Origin of the sequence: Lactobacillus sp. wkB8 (assembly GCF_000761135.1) — a bacterium.
Taxonomy (GTDB): Bacteria; Bacillota; Bacilli; order Lactobacillales; family Lactobacillaceae; genus Lactobacillus; species Lactobacillus helsingborgensis.
In genome coordinates, this window is sequence record NZ_CP009531.1 from 209,661 (window position 1) to 233,800 (window position 24,140).

Annotated in this window: 21 protein-coding genes; 15 read left to right on the forward strand and 6 right to left on the reverse strand. The window is 38.4% G+C overall.

Annotation, left to right across the window (positions count from 1 at the left end; genetic code table 11):
* Window positions 1-4: 4 nt before the first annotated feature.
* From LACWKB8_RS00995 to LACWKB8_RS01015, 5 genes are read left to right on the forward strand one after another with little or no spacing between them, the layout of a single operon-like run.
* Window positions 5-958: a 1-phosphofructokinase family hexose kinase gene (locus LACWKB8_RS00995; RefSeq protein WP_038520909.1), complete on the forward strand. Its 954-nt coding sequence runs from the start codon at window positions 5-7 to the stop codon at window positions 956-958.
* Window positions 958-1,992, forward strand: coding sequence for a galactitol-1-phosphate 5-dehydrogenase (locus LACWKB8_RS01000; RefSeq protein WP_038520912.1), 1,035 nt, complete (start codon window positions 958-960; stop codon window positions 1,990-1,992). The genes LACWKB8_RS00995 and LACWKB8_RS01000 overlap by 1 nt, the downstream gene beginning before the upstream one ends.
* 18 nt (window positions 1,993-2,010) lie before the next feature.
* Complete coding sequence (locus LACWKB8_RS01005) at window positions 2,011-2,607, forward strand: class II aldolase/adducin family protein (RefSeq protein ID WP_038520915.1); 597 nt, start codon at window positions 2,011-2,013, stop codon at window positions 2,605-2,607.
* 21 nt (window positions 2,608-2,628) lie between these two features.
* Window positions 2,629-3,096 carry a PTS sugar transporter subunit IIA gene (locus LACWKB8_RS01010; RefSeq protein WP_038520918.1) on the forward strand — a complete coding sequence of 156 codons (468 nt, stop codon included), beginning with the start codon at window positions 2,629-2,631 and terminating at the stop codon, window positions 3,094-3,096.
* A 17-nt stretch (window positions 3,097-3,113) separates the two neighbouring features.
* Window positions 3,114-3,989, forward strand: a complete 876-nt coding sequence (locus tag LACWKB8_RS01015) for an aldose 1-epimerase family protein (RefSeq protein WP_038520920.1) — start codon at window positions 3,114-3,116, stop codon at window positions 3,987-3,989.
* An 87-nt stretch (window positions 3,990-4,076) separates the two neighbouring features.
* Here the strand turns inward: LACWKB8_RS01015 and LACWKB8_RS01020 are convergent, their stop codons facing one another.
* The 4 genes from LACWKB8_RS01020 to LACWKB8_RS01035 form a co-directional block, all read right to left on the reverse strand.
* Entirely contained in the window at window positions 4,077-4,436 is a 360-nt protein-coding gene (locus LACWKB8_RS01020; protein WP_038520922.1) for a hypothetical protein, read from the reverse strand.
* Window positions 4,437-4,615: 179 nt separating this feature from the next.
* Window positions 4,616-5,551 (reverse strand): SLAP domain-containing protein, encoded by a 936-nt coding sequence (locus LACWKB8_RS01025; RefSeq protein ID WP_038520925.1) that lies wholly within the window; start codon window positions 5,549-5,551, stop codon window positions 4,616-4,618.
* A gap of 16 nt (window positions 5,552-5,567) precedes the next feature.
* Window positions 5,568-6,497 carry an SLAP domain-containing protein gene (locus LACWKB8_RS01030; RefSeq protein ID WP_038520927.1) on the reverse strand — a complete coding sequence of 310 codons (930 nt, stop codon included), beginning with the start codon at window positions 6,495-6,497 and terminating at the stop codon, window positions 5,568-5,570.
* 25 nt (window positions 6,498-6,522) lie between these two features.
* Window positions 6,523-7,497 (reverse strand): SLAP domain-containing protein, encoded by a 975-nt coding sequence (locus tag LACWKB8_RS01035; RefSeq protein ID WP_038520930.1) that lies wholly within the window; start codon window positions 7,495-7,497, stop codon window positions 6,523-6,525.
* 219 nt (window positions 7,498-7,716) lie between these two features.
* Between LACWKB8_RS01035 and LACWKB8_RS01040 the strand changes: the two genes are divergently transcribed.
* The gene (locus tag LACWKB8_RS01040; protein ID WP_038520933.1) at window positions 7,717-10,248 is read left to right on the forward strand and encodes a M1 family metallopeptidase; all 2,532 of its coding nucleotides are present in this window, start codon (window positions 7,717-7,719) and stop codon (window positions 10,246-10,248) included.
* A 242-nt stretch (window positions 10,249-10,490) separates the two neighbouring features.
* Entirely contained in the window at window positions 10,491-11,744 is a 1,254-nt protein-coding gene (locus tag LACWKB8_RS01045; RefSeq protein ID WP_052059618.1) for a glycoside hydrolase family 16 protein, read from the forward strand.
* Between the two features lie 117 nt (window positions 11,745-11,861).
* Here the strand turns inward: LACWKB8_RS01045 and LACWKB8_RS01050 are convergent, their stop codons facing one another.
* Window positions 11,862-12,575, reverse strand: coding sequence for a MurR/RpiR family transcriptional regulator (locus LACWKB8_RS01050; protein ID WP_038520936.1), 714 nt, complete (start codon window positions 12,573-12,575; stop codon window positions 11,862-11,864).
* A gap of 140 nt (window positions 12,576-12,715) precedes the next feature.
* Between LACWKB8_RS01050 and LACWKB8_RS01055 the strand changes: the two genes are divergently transcribed.
* From LACWKB8_RS01055 to LACWKB8_RS01065, 3 genes are read left to right on the forward strand one after another with little or no spacing between them, the layout of a single operon-like run.
* Window positions 12,716-13,501: a carbohydrate deacetylase gene (locus LACWKB8_RS01055; protein WP_038520938.1), complete on the forward strand. Its 786-nt coding sequence runs from the start codon at window positions 12,716-12,718 to the stop codon at window positions 13,499-13,501.
* 27 nt (window positions 13,502-13,528) lie between these two features.
* Window positions 13,529-15,157, forward strand: a complete 1,629-nt coding sequence (locus LACWKB8_RS01060) for a PTS transporter subunit EIIC (protein WP_038520941.1) — start codon at window positions 13,529-13,531, stop codon at window positions 15,155-15,157.
* Between the two features lie 18 nt (window positions 15,158-15,175).
* Complete coding sequence (locus LACWKB8_RS01065) at window positions 15,176-16,501, forward strand: maltose-6'-phosphate glucosidase (protein WP_038520944.1); 1,326 nt, start codon at window positions 15,176-15,178, stop codon at window positions 16,499-16,501.
* A gap of 162 nt (window positions 16,502-16,663) precedes the next feature.
* On the opposite strand, the gene LACWKB8_RS01070 is transcribed toward LACWKB8_RS01065, so the two are convergent.
* Window positions 16,664-17,875, reverse strand: coding sequence for a L,D-transpeptidase (locus LACWKB8_RS01070; RefSeq protein WP_038520947.1), 1,212 nt, complete (start codon window positions 17,873-17,875; stop codon window positions 16,664-16,666).
* A 114-nt stretch (window positions 17,876-17,989) separates the two neighbouring features.
* Between LACWKB8_RS01070 and LACWKB8_RS01075 the strand changes: the two genes are divergently transcribed.
* The 5 genes from LACWKB8_RS01075 to LACWKB8_RS01095 all read left to right on the forward strand — a co-directional run bounded on the left by LACWKB8_RS01075 (window position 17,990) and on the right by LACWKB8_RS01095 (window position 24,137).
* A complete protein-coding gene (locus LACWKB8_RS01075) occupies window positions 17,990-18,787 on the forward strand; it encodes a DUF4931 domain-containing protein (RefSeq protein WP_038520949.1) in 798 nt (265 codons plus the stop codon).
* A 123-nt stretch (window positions 18,788-18,910) separates the two neighbouring features.
* Window positions 18,911-19,525, forward strand: a complete 615-nt coding sequence (locus LACWKB8_RS01080; protein ID WP_038520952.1) for an ECF transporter S component — start codon at window positions 18,911-18,913, stop codon at window positions 19,523-19,525.
* Window positions 19,526-19,701: 176 nt separating this feature from the next.
* Window positions 19,702-20,451 (forward strand): ABC transporter ATP-binding protein, encoded by a 750-nt coding sequence (locus LACWKB8_RS01085; protein ID WP_038520956.1) that lies wholly within the window; start codon window positions 19,702-19,704, stop codon window positions 20,449-20,451.
* 11 nt (window positions 20,452-20,462) lie between these two features.
* Window positions 20,463-22,268 carry an FtsX-like permease family protein gene (locus LACWKB8_RS01090; protein WP_038520958.1) on the forward strand — a complete coding sequence of 602 codons (1,806 nt, stop codon included), beginning with the start codon at window positions 20,463-20,465 and terminating at the stop codon, window positions 22,266-22,268.
* A 54-nt stretch (window positions 22,269-22,322) separates the two neighbouring features.
* Window positions 22,323-24,137: an FtsX-like permease family protein gene (locus LACWKB8_RS01095; protein WP_038520960.1), complete on the forward strand. Its 1,815-nt coding sequence runs from the start codon at window positions 22,323-22,325 to the stop codon at window positions 24,135-24,137.
* Window positions 24,138-24,140 lie beyond the last annotated feature (3 nt).

The window sequence follows — 24,140 nt, forward strand, 5'->3', positions numbered from 1 at the left end:
AATTATGATTCATTTAATTTGCCCTAATCCGGCAATTGACCGGACTTTACTTTTTGAAAAAATTGTACGGGATAAGCCTAACCGCCCGTTAAAAATGAAAGAAGTGCCGGGAGGCAAGGGTTTTAATGTGGCTTATGCACTGAGTTTTGACCACGATGTTGACTTTAAAATTCACACAATTCTGGGTGGTAAATACGGTGAGCACTTTATTCAGCTGGCTGATTATTATCATTACCCCATAGTCAGAACAGCCGTTGATACTAATACTAGGCTATGTCACATATTAGTTGATGAAAGTGACAGATCGCTGATTTTGTCACAGGAATATGGTTTTAAACTTAACCAGCGCTTATTTAACAGTTTTACTAATACATTGCTGGATAGTGTTAAAAATGGTGACTATATCGTTTTTTCCGGCTCTTTAATGCAGGGAATGCCTGAAACCTATATCAGTGATGTGGATGAACAGCTGCAGCAGCGCGGTGTTAAAGCCAGAATGGTAATTGATACTAGTGGGGCGCCGCTTAGGCAGGCGTATAAATTAGCTCCTTACATGATTAAGATCAACAATGAGGAAATTCTTGATATTTTTCCGCAGAAGAAATTAGAAACAATTCAGGACTACCTTCATCTTCTTCAATCTGATGTTGATCCCGCAATTAGCAATTTTATTATTACTCTGGGAGGCAAAGGAGCGATTGGCAGAATTGGGCACAAATACCTTTATGGTTATTCACAACCGGTAGAAGTTAAAAACCCTAATGCCAGTGGTGACTTTTTCTTAGGGCGGTTCATGCACGGATTGGCACGAAAAGAAGAAGAAACGACAATACTGCGGGAAGCGTTAGCTTTTTCAACTAGTAATGTGGAAAACTGGTTCCCAGAGGTAACGCCAAAGCAATTAGCAAATGCAAAGATAGAGATACAAGATTTAGAACTAGGAGCAAAAACTAAGTAATGAAAGCATTAGTAATTACTGCCAAAAATAAAATGGAATTACAGGATATTCCCGTTCCAGAAATTGAAAATGACCAAGTACTGATTCATGTAGCGTATGCAGGAATTTGTGGTTCAGACTTGCCACGTTACTATGAAGGCAAGGTGCATCATTTTCCCCAGATACCCGGTCATGAATTTTCAGGAACTGTGACCAAATTGGGCAGTGCGGTTACCGGTTTAAGCGTCGGAGATCGCGTTAGCGTGGCGCCACTTATTCCCTGTGGCAAATGTGCTGAATGCCAAGCGGGCTTACCGTCAATGTGTACCAATTATACTTTTATTGGTTCAAGCGTCCCGGGAGCATTAGCTGAATACGTGGCGGTGCCGGCACAAAACTGTCTAGTCTTACCCGACAATATTTCTTTAACTGAAGCAGCAACTATTGAACCACTTACGGTAGCTATTCATGGAATTGAGCGGGTCAATTTTAAAGCGGGGGCAAACGTTCTGGTCTTAGGCGTGGGCTCCGTCGGCTTATTGACCGTGATGGCACTTAAAGCAAGAGGTGCAGGGAAAATTACGGTGGTTGACATTAAAGATGCCAGTTTAAAGGTCGCTCAAGAATGTGGTGCAGATGTTGTCATCAATTCAGCCAAGGTCAATTTAGACCAATATTTGTCAAAGCGTAAATTATTTGATGCGGTTTTTGAAACTGCGGGTAACCCTATTACTCAAGTTCAAGCATTGAAGTATGCCGCTAAACATGCCCAAGTGGTTTTTATCGGTAAGACGACTAAGCCCACAACGTTTCAATATCAGGAATTTGAACAGATTTTGCGCAAGGAGTTGGAGATTACTGGTTCGTGGCTGTCATTTTCTGCACCGTTTCCCGGGTACGAATGGCAAGCTGCTATTGCTTATCTTTCATCAGGCAGGATCAGTACGCAAAAACTGATTACGGGAGTCTATTCACTAACAGATCAAGATAAGCCGTTTGCAGTATTAAGTGATAAAAACGCTGGCGCAATCAAAGTAATGTACAAAATAAGCTAAGGAGAAAAATAAAAAATTATGCTATACCAAAGTGAACGTGAAAAACTGGTTAAATTTGTCAAAAACATGTATGAACGTAAAGTAACTAATTCCGCTGGCGGAAATGTCAGTGTGAAGGTTGATGAAAATCACTATATTATGACGCCCAGATTGATGGCAGAAGATTTTCACTGTGATTTGCGTCCTGATCAAATTCTGGTTTTAGATAAAGACGCAAACGTCATTGAAGGCGACGGCAAAGTAACACGGGAAGTTAACATGCATCTGGCTTGTTATGAAGAAAATCCGGAAATAGGTGCTGTTGTCCACGCTCATGCTCTTGAATCAATGACTTTTTCAACGCTGGGGATTGATATGCCTAACTTAACCGAGGCAACCCAGAAGATTGGGACTATTAAGTGTTTTAAGTATCATCAGGCGATGACAATGGATCTTGCTAACACTGTGCGGGCACAAGTACGCGCTGATCAACAAGCGACTAAGGCATATTTACTTAATCGTCACGGCATCTTAGTAACGGGACCAACCCTTGAAAAAGCCTATGATATGGCGGAAAGGCTGGAATGGAATGCCAAAATTGCCAAAGAGAGCTTTGTTTATAAAAAGCTTTCTTAAAAGTGAAAAGAGAGTTGACCAATGAGTTTGCAGGATATTTTTAAAACTGATTTGATAGATATAAACATTGAGGTAGACAATGAACCCGATTTGTTTGCTTATGCGGCTAAAAAGTTATTAGCAAAAGGTTTGGTAAAGCCGGGATATGCGGCGGCTTTGACCAAAAGAGAAAAAGAATTTCCCACCGGCTTAATGACTAAAAACTTTAATATTGCAATTCCGCATGCCGATCCCGAAAACGTCAATGCACCGTTCATTTATATTTTGCGCTTGACTAAACCAATTGTCGTGGAACAGATGGCTGACAGAGAAAAGATTAAGGTTAAAGATGTCTTTATTCTAGGGATTAAAGACGGCCGCAAGCAGGTTGATGTTTTAGCAGCGCTCATGAACTTATTTGTGAACGATGCATTCGCCCAAGATTTTTTGGCAGCAACTACAGCTCAAGAAATATCTGCCAGTGTTACCAAACATTTACAAGTTGATTAAGAAGGTGCAGTAATAAATTGATCAAGATTGAAAATGACAAATATCAAGCAGAAATAAACGAGGTTGGAGCAGAATTAACACATTTTGTGCTTAAAGATGTCAATTATGACTTAGTTTGGAATGATCCAGACGGCTCAATTTGGAAACGCCATGCACCAATTCTTTTCCCTGCTATTGGTCGGTCAAATGAGGGCAAATACCTACTGAACAATAAATTTTATAAGATGAAACAACACGGCTTTGCTCGTGACTACCGGTTCGACGAAGTTAAGCGGTATGGTTCTGCTAAAGTAGAGCTGGTGCAACATGCGACGCCTGAAACTAAAAAGGTTTTTCCTTTTGCTTACGTATTACGTGTCATGTATGAGCTGGTTAGTGCAGGTTTGAAAATCAGTTTCACTATAGAAAATCCCAATCAAACAATAATGCCGTTTGCATTAGGCTTTCATCCGGGCTGGAACATTAAAGGTTTTCTGGAAGAATACAGTATAGAACTTGAGGGTAGTGCTACCCCTGTTGCAAGATACGGTGTGGGTCCAGTACCCTTTCGCAATGGCATGATTGCACCGTTAGCCGAGGCAATCTTTAATAAAATTCCGCTTGGTCATAGTTTCCTAGATCAGGGCTTGGTCATTCTGGATGCGCATAACGCTAATTCAGTCTTACTAAAACGCAAGCCTGACAGCAATATTTTGCGGATTAATATTAAAGATTTTCCGTACTTAACTTTATGGAGTCCAGAAGGCAAAAACGCACCGTTTGTTTGTATTGAGCCATTTGCGGGATTGCCGGATAAAGCCGGAGAACCAGTAGATTGGTATCAAAAATTGGGCAATAATTTGCTTGCTCCGGGAGAAAGCAAGCATTTTGAAACGGTCATCGGAACATTTTAACAAGTGATTTTTACTAATAAAAAAGGCAGCCTAACAATTAGTTAGGCTGCTTTTCTTAATGGGATATTTGTATTAAAGAGGTATTTTCTAATACCAATGATGTGTTAGCCAGAAGTTCTTGGCATTAACCCATGAACCATAACGACCGTAAACGTATCTGTCAGCGGTTCTTTCTTGGTTCTTCTTAGAGTAATTACCGTTCAGGTAAGCAATGTTTAATTGATATTTGCCATAACAAACACCGTTGCGTGCGTAGTAATTACCGCCTGATTCACGCATAGCAATCCATCTTTTAGCTGCACGTTCAGCTTTTGACATCTTACGAGCGGCTTGTACAGTTTGTGTACACGAGCCGGTGTTAGTTGTTTCTACCGCAGTGACAAAGCTAAATGAAAGCGCCAGTGCTGTAATTAACTTAAGTATTAAACTTTTACTGTTCTTCAATATATTTCAATCCCCACAATTAACTATATTAATTCTATGGATAATCATACACAGTCAATGTGTCATTGTTGTTACAGAAAGAACACGCAACTCTTACAATATTTTTTAAAAATTTAATAATTTTGCCACTATTGAAAAATAAAAGCAGCCTAACTATAGTAGTAGTCTGCTTTATTTAAATTTTACTTTTTTACAACATTGACGGCGCGAATGTAGCGGTTTTTAGCAATGCGGTAGTATTTTTTGCCTTTAATGCGGTAGGTCTTGCCGTTGATTTTGACAATTGAGCCTTTCTTGAGTTTCTTCTTCGAAACACGTTTTCCTTTGTGGGTGTACTGGTAGGAGGCTTTACGTAATTTTACTTTGCGTGATTTAGATTTTGGCTTGGCAGAGTTAGTTGTGGCATTGGAGCCAGAACTTGAATCACCGCTCACAAAATGACCAGTTTTCTTATGATTAGCAACGGCATCATTAATTTCTTTTGTTAAAGCATCTACGCTTTCTTGAGTGGCACCCATTGCTTTTGCTGCACTGTAGCGCTTATTCATTGATTCTTCCCAAATTTCATCTGCTTTTGAACGGTGAGGAGGATCAACTACATCAGTATAATGTGCAAAGGCAGCATCAAGTGCATCGGTATTTGCATAAGGTACATCAGGATTATTGCTATCTACAGGATGATAATCACCAGATTTAAGATCAGTATAATCAGTAGTATTTTGTACTAAAACCGTTGTATCTGATGGATAATCAATTTCATGCCAGTCTTCATAGTTAACATAAGCTTCGGCAATTTCACCGCCACCAATATCCTGTAATAATTCATTACCAGGTAGACCACCAATTTGCATAGTTAAATAAAATGGTCTTCCGGGAAATGAAATAACTGGTTTATCATCATTACTTAATTTACGTACCACCTTAGTTCCCGCAGGGTAAACTCTGCCTGATGGTCCTTTTAAAGCGTACTTTAAAGTACCGTATTGCAGCCAAATCTTTGTTCCTTGGTGGTTGGCTGAAACAGTTTGAACATTGTCAAAGTTAAAGACAGCTGTCATTGGTGCAGCCAGACTTAACGCGGCAATTGTCGCAAAGATTATGCGTTTATTCTTTTTCATTCTTTACTCCTTATAATTAATACTTTGCAACATTGACGGCGCGAATGTAGCGGTTTTTGCCAATACGGTAGAAGGTCTTCTTCTTAATACGATAAGTTTTGCCGTTAATTTTGACAATTGCGCCTTTCTTGAGTTTCTTTTTCGAAACACGCTTTCCTTTGTGAGTGTATTGGTAAGAGGCTTTACGTAATTTTACTTTGCGTGATTTAGCTTTTGGCATGGTAGGGCTGCTTGAATTACCAGAGCTTGTATCACTACTTACGAGATGACCAGTCCTTTTATAGTTAGCATATGCACTAGTAATTTCATCAGTAAGTGCATCAACTGTAGATTGAGGAACGCCCATTGCTTCAGCTGAACCTACGCGCTTATTGATATCTGCAACCCATGCCTTATCAGTGCTATCTAGTTTTGAAAAGTTTACATTAAATACGTATTCATTGTAGGCAGCGTTCAGCTTATCAATATTTGCATAAGGTACATCAGGATTATTGCTATCTACAGGATGAAAATCACCAGATTTAAGATCAGTATAATCATTAGTATTTTGTACTAAAACTGTTGTATCTGATGGGTAATCAATTTCATGCCAATCTTCATAATTGACATAAGCCTCGGCAATTTGTCCACCACCAATATCCTGTAATAGTTCATTACCGGGTAGACCACCAATTTGTAAAGTTAAATAAAATGGCTCGCTTGGAAGAGAGGTTGGCGGAATATTATCGTTGCTTAGTTCACGCACAACTTTTGTTCCAGCAGGATAGATATGACCTGATGGCCCTTTTAAAGCATACTTTAAAGTGCCATATTGTAACCACACTTTGGTTCCTTGATGATTAGCAGAAACTGTTTGAACATTGTCAAAATTAAAGACTGCCGTCATTGGTGCGGCGAGACTTAACGCGGCAATTGTCGCGAAGATTATGCGTTTATTCTTTTTCATTTTTCACTCCTTAAGCATAGCTGGCTTATTTCTTGGCAACATTGACAGCGCGAATGTAGCGGTTTTTGCCAATACGGTAGAAGGTTTTCTTCTTAATGCGGTAAGTTTTGCCGTTGATTTTGACAATCGCGCCTTTCTTGAGTTTCTTCTTCGAAACCCGTTTGCCTTTGTGGGTGTACTGGTACGATGCTTTACGCAACTTTACAAAACGTGACTTGGACTTGCGCTTTGCCGGAGTAACTGTGGTAGAGCCAGAGTTACTATTAGATGAGTTAGATGAACTGCTAGAGTTACCAGAATCTGAATTACCACTTACGAGGTGACCAGTTTTCTTGTAGTTGGCAACAGCATCATTAATCTCTTTAGTTAGAGCATCAACAGTTGATTGTGGAACACCCATTCCCTTAGCTGCATTATAGTCCTTCTGCAACTTTGCACATAAATCTATATCAGCTTTAGATAATTTTGAAAAGTTAATATCATCAGTATAATGTGCAAAGGCATCATCTAATTTATCAATATTAGCATAAGGTACATCAGGATTACTGCTATCTACAGGATGAAAATCGCTGGATTTTAAATCTGTGTAATCTGATGTATTTTGAACTAAAACCACATTATCTGCTGGATAGTCAATTTCATGCCAGTCTTCATAATTAACATAGGCTTCGGCAATTTGTCCACCACCAACATCTTGCAATAACTGATTGCCGGGAATACCACCAATTTCAAGCGTTAAATAAAATGGTTCACTTGGAAGAGAAGTAGGTGGAATGTTGTCATTACTTAGTTCACGTACTACTTTAGTGCCGGCAGGATAAACTCGACCTGATGGTCCTTTTAAAGCATATTTTAAAGTACCATATTGTAGCCAGACTTTAGTACCTTGATGATTAGCAGAAACTGTTTGAACATTATCAAAGTTAAAGATTGCCGCCATTGGTGCAGCCAGACTTAAAGCGGTAATTGTCGCAAAGATTATGCGTTTATTCTTTTTCATTCTTTACTCCTTATAATAAAAAAATAATTGTTTCACAGGCAGAAAGGCACCTAACCGAACTGAGAGTAAACTGCTATCTTTTTCTATCAGTATACTACATGAAAGTACCGTAATGGTAATTATTATGTGAAAAGCAAGTCTTAGCTGCAATTAAATTTTAATGTTATTTCCATATATGTCTGTTAAAATTGATAATAACTATTATTTTAGGAGGTAAATATGGCTGCTAAACATTTTTATGAAACTTTTCACCCTGAACACTATGACTTGTTCATAGACATTAATCGGGCACAGAAAACTATTAACGGTACTTCAACAATAACAGGTGAGGCACTTGAAAATACTATTTTAATTAATCAGAAGTATATGAAAATTGCTTCTGTTACCAGTGCGGGCAAGGATGTACCGTTCACTGTCAATGAGGACAAAGAAGCAATTGCTATTGAACTGGGTCAGACCGGTAAAGTCACAGTTGAGATTAAGTATTCGGCACCGCTGACTGATTCTATGATGGGAATTTATCCGTCATACTATCAAGTTGATGGTGTTCAAAAACAGATTATCGGTACTCAATTTGAAACAACAGCTGCACGTCAGGCTTTCCCATGTGTTGATGAGCCGGAAGCCAAAGCTACTTTTTCTTTAGCACTTAAGTATGATGAGCATGAAGGTGAAACTACGATTGCCAACATGCCGGAAGTTAAAGTTGAAGATGGCGTGCACTACTTCGAGCAAACCGTTAGAATGTCCAGCTACTTGATTGCCTTTGCTTTTGGTGAATTACAATCAAAGATCACTGAAACCAAAGACGGCGTTAAAGTGGGAGTTTTTGCGACTAAAGCACATCAAGCAAAGGAATTAGACTTTGCTTTGGATATCGCAAAACGGGCAATTGAATTTTACGAAGAATTTTATCAAACCAAGTACCCGCTGCCACATTCTTGGCAATTGGCGCTGCCTGACTTTTCTGCCGGAGCAATGGAAAACTGGGGCTTAGTCACATACCGTGAAGTCGCAATTTTGCTTGATCCTGATAATGCTACTCCTTATCAAAAGGCGTATGTGGCAACGGTTATCACTCATGAATTAGCGCACCAATGGTTTGGCGATCTAGTTACCATGAAGTGGTGGGATGACTTATGGCTCAATGAAAGTTTTGCCAACATGATGGAATATGTTTCAGTTGATGCTTTGGAGCCGAGTTGGCATGTTTGGGATAATCTTTACCAAATTTCTGAAGTGCCAGCAGCTTTAAAACGTGATGCCACTGATGGTGTCCAATCCGTTCACGTTAATGTGGAGCATCCAGCTGATATTGATTCGATTTTTGATAGTGCGATTGTTTACGCTAAAGGTTCAAGAATGTTGGTTATGGTACGGGCACTCTTAGGAGACGATGCTTTACGTAAGGGACTTAAGTATTACTTTGAGCAGCACCAATATGGCAACGCTACGGGTGACGACTTGTGGAATGCTCTTTCGACTGCCACCGATTTAGATATTGGTAAAATCATGCATACTTGGCTTGACCAACCGGGTTACCCTGTTGTTTCCGCTAAAGTAAACTCAGCTGGTCACTTAATTTTGAGCCAAAAGCAGTTCTTCGTTGGTGAAGGCAAAGAAGTTGGGCGCAAGTGGGCTATTCCTTTGAACGCAAACTTTGAGGCACCGCAGATTATGTCTGAACGAGAACTGGATCTGGGAGATTACCAAGAATTACGCAGTGCAGCTGGTCACGCTTTGCGTGTAAACGTAGGCAATAGTTCACATTTCATTGTCAATTATGATGAAACCTTGATGAACGATATTATGGCTGAATTTAATCAGCTTAAACCGGTAGATCAATTGCAATTATTGCAAGATTTAGGACTTTTAGCAGAAGGCAAGCAAATCTCATACGCTGAAATTGTACCGTTGCTGCCGAAATTTGCGGATTCCAAATCATACATTGTCATTAGTGCCTTGTTATCTAGTATCCGTTCATTATTTAAATTTGTTACACCTGATTCAGCTCAAGAAAAAGATTTGAAGGCGTTTGTTAATAAATTAGCCCAAAAGCAAGTTGAACATTTAGGTTGGCAGACAAAAGATTCTGATACAGATGATGATAAGAGAATTCGACCACTAGAAATAGCCTTAGCTTTGTATGCCGATAATTCTGCTGTGATAAAAGCTGGTCACCAAATTTTTGCTGAGCACGATCAAAACTTAAACGAAATTGATGCTTCAGTTAGACCGTATGTTTTAATGAATGAAGTTAAAAACTATAATAAAGCGGGTCTAGTTGATCGTTTGCTGAAAGAATATCAAGCTGCCATCGATCCTAACTATAAGGACGATCTTACTGATGCTATTACCAACACCAAGAATCCCGCTGAAATCAAGAAACTTATTGAGAATTTTGAGAATGCTGCAGTTGTTAAGCCTCAAGATTTGCGTTCTTGGTTTGCGAATGTCTTAGCTAATCCAAAAGGCGAACAATTTGCTTGGGACTGGTTACGGGACCAATGGTCATGGCTGGAAAAAACAGTCGGTGGTGATATGGAATTTACCACTTATATTACTGTGGCTTCAAACATTTTCCATACTGAAAAGAGATTGGAAGAATTCAAAGAATTCTTTGAGCCAAAGGTTGATCAGCCGGGTCTTGGTCGTGAGATCAGAATGGATACCAAGAATATCGAGTCCAAGGTTGACGTGATTAATGCTGAAAAGGATGCTGTCAATCAAGCAATTAAAGCTGCTCTTTAATAATTAAAATTTAAGTAATCTATTAATTATATATTCAAATATTATTTCAGAAAGTTGGTAAGACAATGCTTCAAAGGCATGATTTACCGGCTTTTTTAATACTATTACTAACTTCAAGCTTTAAAAAAATAATACTAAATTTGAGTGCTTTTAGTTGTGGCAGAAAATAAAAAATGCTATATTCTAGCGTGAAAGAGCTTACAAATAAGTAATGATATTTCATACGGAAGGAGTTGTAAGTAATGAAAAAACGATGGTCTAGATTGTTAACAATCGGAGCAGGCGTGTTGCTCGGCTTGGGGAGTGCACAGGCAGTCAAGGCTGCTGATGAAGCACCAGCTAAACCGGGATATACACTTGATTTTGATGATGAATTTAACGGTCCAACTTTAGATAAGTCAAAGTGGACTGATTATTATTTACCTCATTGGACTGCTGATCCAGAAACTGCGAAGGCAAACTATCGCTTTGAAGATGGCAAGTTGATAGAATATATTGCTAAAGATCAGAAACCTTGGTCACCAACTTTGGATGGTACGGTGAAATCAAGTGCGATTATGTCGTTTAATAAGAATTGGATCCATAATTTCAGTGGCAATAGTCAGATCTTAAGCAACCAGAAAGAGTGGCAGGGCTATGTCACAAAATATGGTTACTTTGAAATTCGTGCCAAACTTTCCGATGTTGGTGGCGGTGGTCACCAAGCTTGGTGGATGGTTGGTATGCAAGATGATACTAATGACTGGTTTAATTCCAAGCAAACAGCCGAAATTGATGTTTTGGAAACTTTCTTTAGAAGACAAAACACTTGGCGAATTGCGGCTTTTGGTTGGAACGATCCGTTCTTTGAAAACCAATGGGAACTATTTGAAGATCCTGTTCCAGAAGGAAACCCAACAAAGGAATACCACACCTATGGTCTTGATTGGGAACCGGGTTCATTAAAGTTCTACTATGATGGCAAACTGTATAAGCAAATTAATCAGGCACCGGATTACCCAATGGGTACGATCTTGAATATTTATACTGATGCCGGTTCTGGTAAGGGGAATGATATCTTCCCTAAATCATGGTCAATCGACTACTTCAGAGTTTACAAGAAGAACGGTGGCTATGATCTGCCAAAGAAAACGCTGCAAAATTCTGCCAGCAAGAAGTATGTCACTTTAGATCCTAATTCTGCTGCAGTGCAGATTACCTCTGAGCCAACAGAATATTCGACTTGGCAATTAGTGCCAAAGGGCCGCTACTTCTTAATTCAAAATGTTGCTACCAAGGAATTACTCCATATTGAAGATATGAAGGACTATGTAGAACATGGCAAGGTACCAGCTACTCATTGGAGCGCGCAATGGCAAAAGATTACTAAGGATAACCAAATTTATTTTGTCAATCGCTGGCAGCCAAATAAGACAATTGCGGTTGATTCAACGAGTAGTAATTTGCAAAATAAAGATTTTACCAGTCCAGCTGCAGACAATCTCTGGAACAATTAGTTCAAAACTAAAGAAAATTTAGCTAAAGTCATAAAAATAATAGTCAAGGTTAAAAGAAAAATAATTATATAAGTAAAAATTCCTAACAGATTTGTTGTTAGGAATTTTTTTATTTTGTTATAAATACTGGTTAACAATATTTTCAATTAAGTTAATAGTATTGCCGTAAAAATAGTTGAGGTTGGTATTTTCAGGATCAGGCACGCCACTGCCACTGTCTACGACAAAGGCAAGGTCGCCAATGTTAGCATAAGTGCTATGCGGTGTAGCAGTGATGGTAATGATATTGCCTCCATCCTTTTTACAACCTGCAATTTTGATTAAACCATTTTTATTTTCTCCTGATTGCGAGAATGTAATCAAAGTGTGGGGTAATTGGTCAGACGCAATTGAAATTTCAACGCCATCAAGATCGACACCATAAATTCTTTTGAGTAAGAGCTTGCGGTAAGTGTAATTAACCAGAATTTTGCAAAAACCCTCACCAAATAAATAGGTTCTTTTTTCCAGCTTGATTTTCTGAAAAAAGTCGGCAACTACTTCAGTACCTACATTACAGTGGACATACGGCAGGTTGCCATAAGTTTTTAACGGCTGATTTTTATACCGAGAAGAAAGAAAAAAGATAAATTCTTTAAAATTGGCAAAACCTGCCCGCTTGACCAATCTGCTGATTGAAGCAGTAGAAAGATAGTTTTTCTTAGCTATAAAGCGAATATCTAAATTGTCGTTTGCGGTAATTGAGTCAATAATCGATTCAATCACTTTAATATCTTGGGGACGCAAATGATTATTAGGGAATAACCGGTCAATTTGGAAGATTTTGGTCATTTATTATATCACCCTGAAAATATTTTCCTTTTTTGAAAATCACATCATAATTCGAGTGATTTATTGTTATTACACTTTCATTATACTATATTAACTTTGTTGAAAGAAAGCGTTTTAAATAATTTGAAAGGCGTGTGTGCATGAAGCAAGTTGTTATTAATGCCGATGATTTTGGCTATTCACTGGCTGTAAATCGAGGAGTTATTAAAGCGTATAAAGATGGGATGGTTTCTTCTACAACACTTATGGCGAATATGCCAGGTTGTTTAGAGGCAATCAAGTTAGCAAGTGAAAACAAAGATTTAGGAGTTGGTTGTCATCTCAACATCACAACAGGTAAACCCATGACGGACGCTAAGTCACTAGTTGATGAAAACGGCGAATTTTATCATTTGGCCGGCTATAAAGAGCATCGCAGTGAAATGGATCCGGAGGAAATTTACCGTGAGTGGTGCGCGCAAGTCGATTTCTTATTAAGTAAAGGAGTGAAACTGACTCATTTAGATAGTCACCACCATGTTCATTCTTTTCCTGAGAACTTAGCTCTTACTCAGCGTATTTCTGATAAGTATCAGTTACCGGTTAGAAATTGCTACGGTATCGAAGATCAAGTTAAGTTGTCATATCAAAGAGGAATTACTGGTTTTGATGATCTGATGAATTACCCGCATATTCGCAGTTTGGATAAATCTTATCATGCGGATCAAGAGCAATGTTTAATAGAAATACAAGCGGTTCTTGATCGCCTGCAAGACAATCAAATAACTGAGTTTATGGTTCATCCCGCATTTGTGGATGAAACTCTTTACTTTGGTTCTTCATTTAATATACCCCGAATTAAAGAAGTGACAGTTCTTTGTGATTCGGCTTTTAAACAGAAGCTGCAAGAAAATCAGGTAGAAGTGATTCCATATCCTAATTTTTAAATAAAAAAGTGTAAAGGAGGCAAAATTATGAAGGGTAAGTTTATGAAGTCCGCGAATGTATTTTCGCGGGCAATAATTCAACCCGTTATGTTTATGGCGGTAACTGGTATTATCTTATCAGTTTGTGCCATTTTGAAGTTGGACTTAATGCCGATCGTTTTGAAAGATACCGGTAATTTTATTTACAATATTCTCTCAAGCGGTATGATCGGACAATTAAGTTGTATTTTCTGTGTAGGTATCGCTGCAGCTTTAGCTAAGCCTAAATATAAAACTGATGCTGCTATTTTAGGTATCGTTACTTATTTAATCTTTTTGTTCGCCAACAACTCTTGGCTGCAATTGACTCACCGCTTGGCTAAGCCAAATTCTCAGGGACTATATGGTACTGGACAAAACATGGTTTTCGGTATTCAAGTCACTGATATGGGAGTTTTCCTCGGGATTATTTTAGGAATCCTAGTAGGCTGGATGGTAAATAAATGGGGTAATATTAAGCTCCATAAGTATTTATCACCTTATGCAGGAACAAAATCTGTTTACATTATTTTAGTATTTGTCACAATTCTGTTCGCAATTGCGATTACTTATGTTTGGCCAGCTGTTAACTGGGTCATTGAAAACATTGTTAAGGTAATGTCAACTACGGGATCCATTGGGTTCTTCCTCTATGGACTTTTGAACCGTTTGCTGTTACCTGTTGGTTTGCACCACTTCTTATGGATGCCTTTGTTCTACACGCCACTTGGTGGTACTGCCAGAATTGCCGGCAAACTATACACTGGTGCGTTTAACATCTGGCTAGCTGAATTAGGTAACCCAAGTCATATTACTACAATGCACCAATCTATTGGTTATCTGTCTAACTTTGGTTCAATTTCATTACCTATCGGTATTGCTTTTGCCTTCTGGAAGATGGCAGAGCCGAAGAATAGGCAAAAAGTTGCGGCTATTCTAATCCCAACTGTTACTACAGCCTTTTTAGCAGGTGTTACTGAACCTTTGGAATTTATGTTCCTGTTCTTGTCACCATTACTATGGCTGGCTCACTCAGTTGTTTACGGAATTAGTCTATTTTTGACAAATATAGTTGGTATTGATATTCAGTTTGATACCGGTATTAATATGATTATTAACAGTTTTGCCTTTCCGGCAAGGCTGGGGCACCAGTATCTCATACCAATAATGTTTGTCGTCACCGGTTTACTTGAATACTTTGTCTTCGTCTTTATGATTAAGCGTTTCAACATTCCAACTATTGGACGTGCTAATGCTGACGAATCACTACTTAATGGTGCAGAAAGTGAAGATGAATCTGTTCAAGAGGCAGAAGAAGAACTTGCTCAAAGTGACAGTGATGCAGAATCTGCAGACACTGCAAAATTTGATAATCAAACTAAAAATATTGTAACTGGTCTAGGTGGTCCAGAAAACATCGATGAAATGGTTAATTGTTATACTCGGCTTCGTGTTGATGTTAAAGATACAAGCAAATTGGATATGGATCTATTGAAGCAAAAGACCGGTACTAAAGGCGTCATGCAAGATGGTCATAATATTCAGATTGTATTCGGAGTCGATGTCGAGAATATTCATGATAAAGTCGATGAATATCTTGATTATCTGAAAAAACACCCATCCCAAAGCGGAAAGTAACATAGGAGGCTTATTGAAATGGCAAATAAATTTGTAATCATTGGTGGCGGATCAACTCAATCACCAAGTATCTTGGAAGTTTTACGTCAACGCTCTGCTGACTTGGATATGAACCAATTGGTTCTGTATGATACTGATGAAGAAAGAGTATCTCTTTTAGGGCAATACACCAAAATGTATTACAAAGAGACAGGTTCACCGGTTCATGTTTCTTATACAACCAATTTGGAAGAAGCTCTGCAAGATGCCGACTTTCTCTTTATGCAAATTCGTCCAGGTCTAAATAAACAACGGGCAATAGACGAAAAAATTTGTATTCGTAATGGCGTTATTGGACAAGAAACTTGTGGACTTGGCGGTTTTTCCTTCGCGATGAGGGTAATCCCAGATATTATTGCTATCATCAAGAAGGTTAAGCAAATTTGTCCAAATGCGTGGATTTTAAATTACACTAACCCTGAAGCGATTTTATCAGAAGCAATTTACCGCGAATTTCCAGAAGCAAAAGTTATTTGTATCTGTGATATGCCAATTTCAATTGAGGGCGCAATTGCACAATACTTCCACAAAGATTTAAAAGATATTACCTTTAAATACTTTGGCATGAACCACTTTGGTTGGTGGACGTCAATGATTGATGAGAATGGTAAAGACTTGTTGCCACAACTGCGTGAAGATGTGCAATCCGGTAAGATTGACACCCTTGCACAATGGAATGACGAAACTCTTGATGACCAATATTGGATTGATACGTATAAGCGTATGATTACCATCTTCAAGCGTTTCCCTGAATATTTCCCTAACTGCTACCTGCAATATTATCTGATGCCTGATGTAATGATGGCTGAATCAGATGTTAACTTCACACGTGGTGACTGGGTAATGCAGGGACGTGAAAAGAGAATCTTCACAGAATGTCGTCGGGTTTTAAAAGCCGGCACAGCTAAAGGTTCTTCACTTAACTCCGGTGTTCACGGCAACTATATCGTGGATATTGCCAACGCAATTATCCATAACACCCGCGAGCGTTTCACTGTTAACCAAAAGAACAATGGCGCAATATCTAATTTTGATACAGATGCTGTTGTAGAAGTGCCGGCATACATTGGCAGTATGGGTGCAGAAACCATTAGTATTGGTAAGATTCCAACTTTCCATAAAGGACTGATGGAACTGCAAAAGGCTTATGAGAAACGGACAGTAGACGCCGCTCTGTCTGGTTCATATCAAGTCGCTTTGGAAGCAGTTGTTCTTAATAAGACTATTCCAGATTATCACGTTGGTAAAAAGGTTTTGGATGAATTATATGAGGCCAATAAAGAATACTGGCCAGAATTGCACTAATGTGTTTGAAATAAAAATCTAATTACTAAAAAGATTAGCTTTAACTGTAGTTATCGCTAGTCTTTTTTATGTGAGTAATAATTTTGGGGAACAAAGAAAAAGACTAGCTTTGAACTGAAAGCTAATCTTGCAACGTAATATTTTGACTTTTTTGTCTAAAATTTAGTCGTAAATAATAACTGGCTGGTGCTTACTTACATTGCGCCAGACTTGTTTGATTTCTCTAGGCTTAATATTAATGCAGCCATGTGAACCGCCTCTTAAATAAGCTTTTTTACTCCAATCACCGCGCCAACCGGCATCGTGAAAACCACAACCAGTTAAAGTAAATGGCATCCAGTATCTGACTGGTGAAGCATATTTAGAGCCGTCATTATTGCGCCCGCGTAAAACTGCATGACCTTGTTTATAGTGAATATACCAGACTCCTTGAGGAGTGCGGTTATTTTTATTACCGTCTTTTGTTCCAGTAACTACGTCATTAAGGTGAACGACCACCTTGCCTTTACGCACAATCCACATTTCCTGCTTTTTAATTGAAACTACAATATAGTCATTGCCTATGCCATGATTGCTTTTGCCATAGCCTAAACCATAAGTGCTGTAGCCAAGACCATAAATATAGTTCTTGCCATCCAGATTTTTAGTTCCGTTCAAAAATGCTTGTTCTACGGCTGTTTGGGCTCTTTTGACATGTATACCCCAACCATAGCTTTGATTTTTAACAGTAATTTTCTTTCTTGCTATTTTATTACCTTTTGGCACCGCAAACTTATAACTCTGGTGAATTGTTGACACTTCTTGATCAATTTTATTCAGTTCCGCCGTTAAATTTTCGGAATTAAGAAAACTGTACTTGCCTTTTTTATAAATTGCCTGGTTAATTAACTTTTGTGCTTTGAGCTGATAATCTTTGCCGGCAACATGATAATTAACTACAGCATGACTGACTGCATGCATCTTTTTGTTTGCGGCATCCAAATCAGTATTGCGGTATTCATAAACTTGTTTGTCAGGCATGGTTGTATGTTGCTTTTTAAAATAATTTGCAACTTCCTGCTTTTTGATAGTGTCAATATTGGGATCGCGTTCGATCGCAACTTTGCCGTTTTCCAAAGAAACGATATTATTCGCTTTCCGATTAATCTTGGCAGTTGCTTTAGTAATTGTTAAGTTTCCAACTTCGACGCCATAAATATTAACATTAGGGTTAAAATGATTTGTAGCAAATGCTTTGGCCTGCTTTTGCGATTCAACATGATTATTATATAGAACCACGCCAAAGACAACTGCTAGAATTAAGATTATTCCAATAATAATCAGAAACAAGTTATTGCGGTTATTATATTTTTTTAAGTTTCTTTTTGATTGCATAGTCCTACCACCGTCAAACGTAATTTCAAAAAATAATTGCGGTTACAGTTTACCATCTATTGCGGCTCTAGTAAAATGCAAGCTTTAAGAAAAATTTTTAGGAGGGATTGCCAAATGGAAAACGACCCATTAGTATTTGATGTTAACATAGCTAAAGATAAACCTAATTCTTACCGTAAAGTTAAAAATAATTCCGGCTGTCCCTTTTGCGACCCCGCAGGGCTCACTCATATTTTTAGGCGTGAGGGTGGCATGATTTGGCTGCTTAACAAGTATTCCACACTCCATGACACTTTCCAAACGGTTCTAATTGAATCTAGCAAACATCAAGGTGACATCACTTCTTATTCAGTGGACTATAATCGCGCTTTAATGCGTTTTTCGCTATCCTGCTTTAACCAAGTGAACAATTCTGGCAAATTTAGGTCTGTCTTATGGTACAAAAATTATGGTCCGCATTCTGGTGGTTCATTAGAACATCCCCACATGCAGATAGTAGGATTAAAAAAGCTGGACGGCTACCAATTCATTGGACCCAGTGCTTTTGCCGGCATCACTTTATATCAACATAATGGTTTAGAAGTTAACGTTTGTACTCATCCCGTTCAAGGCTACATCGAACTCGATTTTAACCTGCTTGAAGAAAGCAGCATCGATGAGTGGTCTGACTGGATTCAGAGTGGGGCAAAATACATGCTGCAAGTTTTGTCAAATGGCAGGTGCGATTCTTATAATCTGTTTTTCTATCCGCGCAGCGATCGGGGCATTTGTGCGAAACTAATTTCGCGTTTTACTGTGTCACCGTATTTTGTCGGTTATAAATTATCGCAGGTAGACAACAGAGAAAAGTTAATTATAGAAGCAAATAAGTTCAAAAACTTTTTTGCCTCCGGCTCGATTGTTCAAGAGTAATTAGCAGCAGACACTAATTAAAAGCATTTAAGTATTTTTAAAATTCACTAATAGCGACGCTAATATTTGCGGCAAATAACTGTAAGCAATATAATAGCAAGGTGTTTTTTAAGGAGGACTTAGATGCGTAGAAAAGAAACTAAGAACCTGGCTATTACAGCCATATTTGTCGCAATCTTTTTATTGCAAACTTTCATCCCTAATATCGGTTATATTCGAATATTGCCAACACTTCCTGCTATCACAACTGTTCCCTTGACTGTTGCCGTCTATTCTTTAATTATGGGACCAATAGCCGGGACTTTCTTTGGTATTTTCTGGGGTATTGCCCGTTTGGTGCAGGCTTATACCCAGCCGGGAGATATTGTGAGTTTAATGCTCTTTCAGAATTTTGTTATCGCCGTGATTCCAAGTGTCTTAGCGGGACTATTCCCCGGACTAATTGGCAAATTAACCGTTAAAAAGAAAAACCGTTTTAAAGAAGTAAGTTATACCGCCGCTGGTGCTATTACTTCTTTGACCAACACCATTTTTGTAATTTTGCTAACCAGCCTTATTTTTATGGGTAATCCCGCTCAACTAGTAGGGCACTTAGGCAATTTTAGCCACGGCACGCCCTTAATTAAAGCTTTAATAATTGCTTTAGGCATGAATGGTCTGGTTGAAGCAGTGTTTACTGCGGTGGTGACACCAATTATTGTTACTCCGCTCAATAAGGTTTTAGCTCGACTAGGGTAAACCCAGTAAATTTTTAAACAAAATTTAATATTTCTTGTTTACCAGTAGCATCAAGGAAAAAAGCTGCTATAAGTCTTTCAATTTTTGAAAGGCTTATTTTTTTATTGACAATGTTAAGTGGTTAAATTAGTGTATTAGATAAATAGTACACAAGTATTACAAAGAGGATTATACAAATGACTGAAATTTTACGAGTAGATCAAGTCACTAAGACGTACGGCAAGCGGGGCGAAAAGCAGTATCAGGCTCTCAAAGGAATTAATTTTGCGGTCAATTCAGGCGAATTTGTAGCAATTATGGGTGCTTCTGGTTCTGGTAAAACTACGTTGCTCAATATCTTGTCGACTTTAGATAAACCAACAACGGGCAATGTTTTTATTAATCACGAAGATAACAACACGCTCAATGCTAATCAGCTGGCTGATTTTAGGAGTCAGCAAATTGGCTTTATTTTTCAAGACTTTAATCTCTTGGAAAATTTAACTAATCGCGAAAACATTGCTTTACCTTTAAGCTTACAGGGTATTTCTCCCAGAAAAATTGATCCGCTGGTTGACAAAATTGCGTCTAGGTTGGGGATTAGAGAAATATTGGCTAAATATCCTGCTGAAGTATCTGGTGGGCAAAAGCAGAGAGTGGCAGCTGCTAGGGCGTTGGTGCATGAACCGGCAATTCTGCTGGCGGATGAGCCGACGGGAGCCTTGGATTCTAAGAGCGCGCGTGAATTGCTTTTTACTATGGCAGATTTGAATCAAAACGACGGTATCACCACTCTCATGGTTACCCACGACCCGTTTGCCGCCAGTTTTGCCAGCCGCATTTTATTTATTAAAGATGGCAAGATTGGTGAACAAATGTTGAAAAACGGGCAGTCGAGGCAGGAATTTTATCATCTGTTAATTGATCACTTAGATACTGCTGAATAAGGAGCACAAAAATGATTTGGAAGTTGTCCTTAACGGGAATCAAGAGTCGCTTTAAAGATTACGCGGTTTTGTTTTCCGGCCTAGTTGTTGCCAGCATGATTTTTTACATGTTCCTCACAATCACTATTAATCCCACCTTTATTAAAAATGATATTGCAGCACCAAGTAATTATGTCCGTTTCACCTTTGGCTTTGGTATTGTCTTGCTGGTAATCATTACTGCTATTTATTTGGTTTATGCTAATTCTTTTTTATTGAGCATGCGCAAACACGATTACGGCATGTACATGATGCTCGGAGCTAAGAGTACTAAAATCGGGGCACTAATTTTTCTGGAAACTTTGATAACCGGTATTTTTGCCACAATAGTTGGTATTATACTGGGCGTTGGTCTGACCGCCATTGTATCGCAGCTGCTGATATCTCGTTTAGGCTTGACGGTAAAACATTTTGCCGTTATTTTACCCAATGCCATTATCTGGACGATTATCTTCTTCATTTTCATCTTCTTATTTGGCGCTTTGAAAAATGTCCGTAAATTAGCCAAGACACCGATAATTGAATTATTGCGTGATGACCAAAAGCCGGTTGCCTACAAGCGCCAGCCGGTCTTGCACTGGATTCAAGGAATACTGGGGCTGGTGCTCTTAGCTGCAGGCTACTTTATTCTGGGTCTGCCGGGTAACGCTATTTTGTTTATTATTCCAGCAGCGTTAGTGACCATAGTTGCCGGTTCATACTTCACATTTAATGCTTTTTTCAGTGCCTTAATTGGGTTCTTGCTTAACCGCAGAAGCTATTCTTATCATGGCATTCGGGTATTTACTTTAGGCCAGTTGAAGTTTCGGCTGCATGATTATACGCGAATTTTGACAGTAGTTTCACTGCTTTTTGCCTTGGCACTTGGTGCTATTACTGTGGGACTTAATTTTGGCACTCTCAGTGAGCAGCTTAAAGGCAATTTTTACTATGACACCACTATTATCAGTGATTCCCCCAAAGTAGCGCAGGCTAAAAGCAAACTGACGATTACTCGTCAGCAAACTTATCATTATAAGGAACAGGGCAAGTATTTATACTTTAACCGCAGTGAATTTAATAATAATCCAGTTAAAAACGTTAAGTTTTACATGAAAAATGGTCAGCCTGCCTACAAGACGATCAACTTGCCTACTAAAAAATTAGATGTGCCAGCAACGTATGCTAACAATGCTTTTGGCGCTATGGTTCCTAATGGTATCGCTAAAATTATTCGCTTGGTTTCACCTGAAAAGTGGGCACAGAAAAAAGGGCAGAATAAATTTGTCAGTTTCGTAAATGTGAAAAATTTCGATCAAGATTACCCCACCATCTTAAAATTACAAAAACAGCAGTTAAAAGAAAATTCTGCTTATGAGTATATATATACTTCGAGCAAGGCTGGCAGTTACCAGTTAATCAAGAATTTCAGCAGCGGGTTTGAATTTATGGGCTTCTTTTTAGGTATCGCCTTTCTAACCATGCTGGCTTCGACCTTAATGTTTAAGGTGTTAAGTGGTGCTGCCAGTGACAAGGTGCGCTACCAAATGTTATTTGAAATTGGCACAAGGGTAAAGGTATTGCGTCAATCTATCAGAAATGAGATTGGAGTGCTGTTTCTTCTGCCTGGTGTATTGGGCGTGATCGACGTTCTCTTTGGCTTAAGATTATTTAAACTGCTCTTACCGCACCCCTACCAGAACTTGTGGATTCCCTTTACGATTTTTATTGTGCTTTATCTGATTTATTACTTATTAACGGTGAAATTATATGAAAAAATCGTGCTTGCACATGAATAAAATTGGGGCGGTAATTGATACAAGTTTGTTTTTAGTAAAAGAAAAGGAGCAGCAATGATTTGGAAGCTGTCCGTGACGGGTATTAAGAATAGGCTGAAAGACTATCTGGTATTATTTTCCGGCTTGATTGTAGCCAGCATGATTTTCTATATGTTCTTGTCAATTGCTACTAACCCTGTATTTATTAGTAAAGATGTCTATGGTAGAACAGCATACCTGACGTATATTTTTACCTTTGGCATTATTTTGTTAGTAATCATTACATCCGTCTACCTAATTTATGCCAATTCATTTTTGTTAAGTATGCGTAAACATGACTATGGCATGTATATGATGCTCGGGGCCAAAAGCACGCGGATTGGCTTACTAATTTTTTCTGAAACTCTGTTAACCGGCTTTTTAGCAGTTCTACTGGGAATAATACTGGGGCTCGGGTTGACCACAATAGTTACCAAGGTGCTGGTAGGTAAATTAGGGCTCGAAATTACGCACTATAAGGCAATATTACCCAGCGCAATAATAGGGACTTTGCTTTTCTTTGTTATTATTTTTCTCTTGGGTGCACTGAGCAATGTGCACAAACTTACACATACTCCGGTAATTGATCTTTTACACGAAGATCAAACTCCCATTAATCTTAATCATCATCCAGTTTTGCGGGGAATTGAAGCAATTTGCGGTGTGCTTTTGCTGGCTGTCGGTTACTATGTAATGACTTTGTCCACCAGATATATTTACTTTCTTATTCCCACCGCCTTAGTAACAATTATTGTTGGTTCTTTCTTCGTCTTTAATGGTGTCTTTACAGCTATAATTAATTATTTACTTAATAAAAAATCTTTTTCGTATCGTGGCATTAATGAATTTACTCTTGGGCAATTGAAATTTCGTTTGCAAAGCTATACCAAGATATTAACTATGATTTCAATTCTGTTTGCCTTGGCACTAGGTGCAATCACAGTGGGGCTTAATTTTGGCTCCATGAAGGATGAGACGCAAAAAAGCATTTATTATGATGCTACAATTGTTAGTCATACGCCAGCAGTTAAAAAAGCAGAAGCTAAGTTAACCATTACTAATAAGCAGACTTATCACTACAAAGAAAAGGGGATGCATCTTTACTTTAACCGCGCGGAATTTGAAAAACAGCCGCTGAAAGAAATAGAAATCTATTTTCATGACAATCAAGACAATTTACCTACATATAAAGTGAAAACACTGGTTACTGCCGAACTGGATCGACCGGAAACAGCTGCCAACAGCATTTTTAGTCAAATGGTGCCTAACGGCATTCCTAAGAAAATTAAGCTAGTTTCACCAAAAAGGTGGAGTACACTTAGTGGTCAGAAAAAATTCGTCAGTTATATTAAAGTTAAAGACTTTGCCCATGATTTTCCAGTAATTAAACAAATTCAAAAACAGCAACTAAGGGAAAATCGCAATTACCAAGATATATACCTTTCTTCCAAATCATATAACTATAATAATATGATTGGTTTTACCAGTGCGTTTGAATTTATGGGCTTTTTCTTAGGAATAGCATTTCTGACTATGCTCGCTTCGACGTTAATGTTTAAAGTTTTAAGTGGTGCGGCCAGTGACAAGGTGCGCTACCAGATGCTACATGAAATTGGTGTCAGGCAACGGTTGTTACGTAGTTCAATCAGAAAGGAAATTGGTACTTTGTTCACCATGCCTGCAATTTTAGGCATAATAGATGTCCTTTGTGGCTTACAACTGTTTAAAACATTGCTGATATCTCCATACCATAATATCTGGATTCCATTCACAATATTTATTGTGCTTTATCTGGGTTATTACTTGTTAACAGTTACGTTATATCAAAAGATTGTCCTAACAACTGAATAATTT

Bases quoted from the DNA above. Each gene is read 5' to 3' on its own strand.
- LACWKB8_RS00995 (WP_038520909.1), top strand. From the start codon at position 5: ATGATTCATTTAATTTGCCCTAATCCGGCAATTGACCGGACTTTACTT.
- LACWKB8_RS01000 (WP_038520912.1), top strand. From the start codon at position 958: ATGAAAGCATTAGTAATTACTGCCAAAAATAAAATGGAATTACAGGAT.
- LACWKB8_RS01005 (WP_038520915.1), top strand. From the start codon at position 2,011: ATGCTATACCAAAGTGAACGTGAAAAACTGGTTAAATTTGTCAAAAAC.
- LACWKB8_RS01010 (WP_038520918.1), top strand. From the start codon at position 2,629: ATGAGTTTGCAGGATATTTTTAAAACTGATTTGATAGATATAAACATT.
- LACWKB8_RS01025 (WP_038520925.1), bottom strand. From the start codon at position 5,551: ATGAAAAAGAATAAACGCATAATCTTTGCGACAATTGCCGCGTTAAGT.
- LACWKB8_RS01030 (WP_038520927.1), bottom strand. From the start codon at position 6,497: ATGAAAAAGAATAAACGCATAATCTTCGCGACAATTGCCGCGTTAAGT.
- LACWKB8_RS01035 (WP_038520930.1), bottom strand. From the start codon at position 7,497: ATGAAAAAGAATAAACGCATAATCTTTGCGACAATTACCGCTTTAAGT.
- LACWKB8_RS01040 (WP_038520933.1), top strand. From the start codon at position 7,717: ATGGCTGCTAAACATTTTTATGAAACTTTTCACCCTGAACACTATGAC.
- LACWKB8_RS01045 (WP_052059618.1), top strand. From the start codon at position 10,491: ATGAAAAAACGATGGTCTAGATTGTTAACAATCGGAGCAGGCGTGTTG.
- LACWKB8_RS01050 (WP_038520936.1), bottom strand. From the start codon at position 12,575: ATGACCAAAATCTTCCAAATTGACCGGTTATTCCCTAATAATCATTTG.
- LACWKB8_RS01055 (WP_038520938.1), top strand. From the start codon at position 12,716: ATGAAGCAAGTTGTTATTAATGCCGATGATTTTGGCTATTCACTGGCT.
- LACWKB8_RS01060 (WP_038520941.1), top strand. From the start codon at position 13,529: ATGAAGGGTAAGTTTATGAAGTCCGCGAATGTATTTTCGCGGGCAATA.
- LACWKB8_RS01065 (WP_038520944.1), top strand. From the start codon at position 15,176: ATGGCAAATAAATTTGTAATCATTGGTGGCGGATCAACTCAATCACCA.
- LACWKB8_RS01070 (WP_038520947.1), bottom strand. From the start codon at position 17,875: ATGCAATCAAAAAGAAACTTAAAAAAATATAATAACCGCAATAACTTG.
- LACWKB8_RS01075 (WP_038520949.1), top strand. From the start codon at position 17,990: ATGGAAAACGACCCATTAGTATTTGATGTTAACATAGCTAAAGATAAA.
- LACWKB8_RS01080 (WP_038520952.1), top strand. From the start codon at position 18,911: ATGCGTAGAAAAGAAACTAAGAACCTGGCTATTACAGCCATATTTGTC.
- LACWKB8_RS01085 (WP_038520956.1), top strand. From the start codon at position 19,702: ATGACTGAAATTTTACGAGTAGATCAAGTCACTAAGACGTACGGCAAG.
- LACWKB8_RS01090 (WP_038520958.1), top strand. From the start codon at position 20,463: ATGATTTGGAAGTTGTCCTTAACGGGAATCAAGAGTCGCTTTAAAGAT.
- LACWKB8_RS01095 (WP_038520960.1), top strand. From the start codon at position 22,323: ATGATTTGGAAGCTGTCCGTGACGGGTATTAAGAATAGGCTGAAAGAC.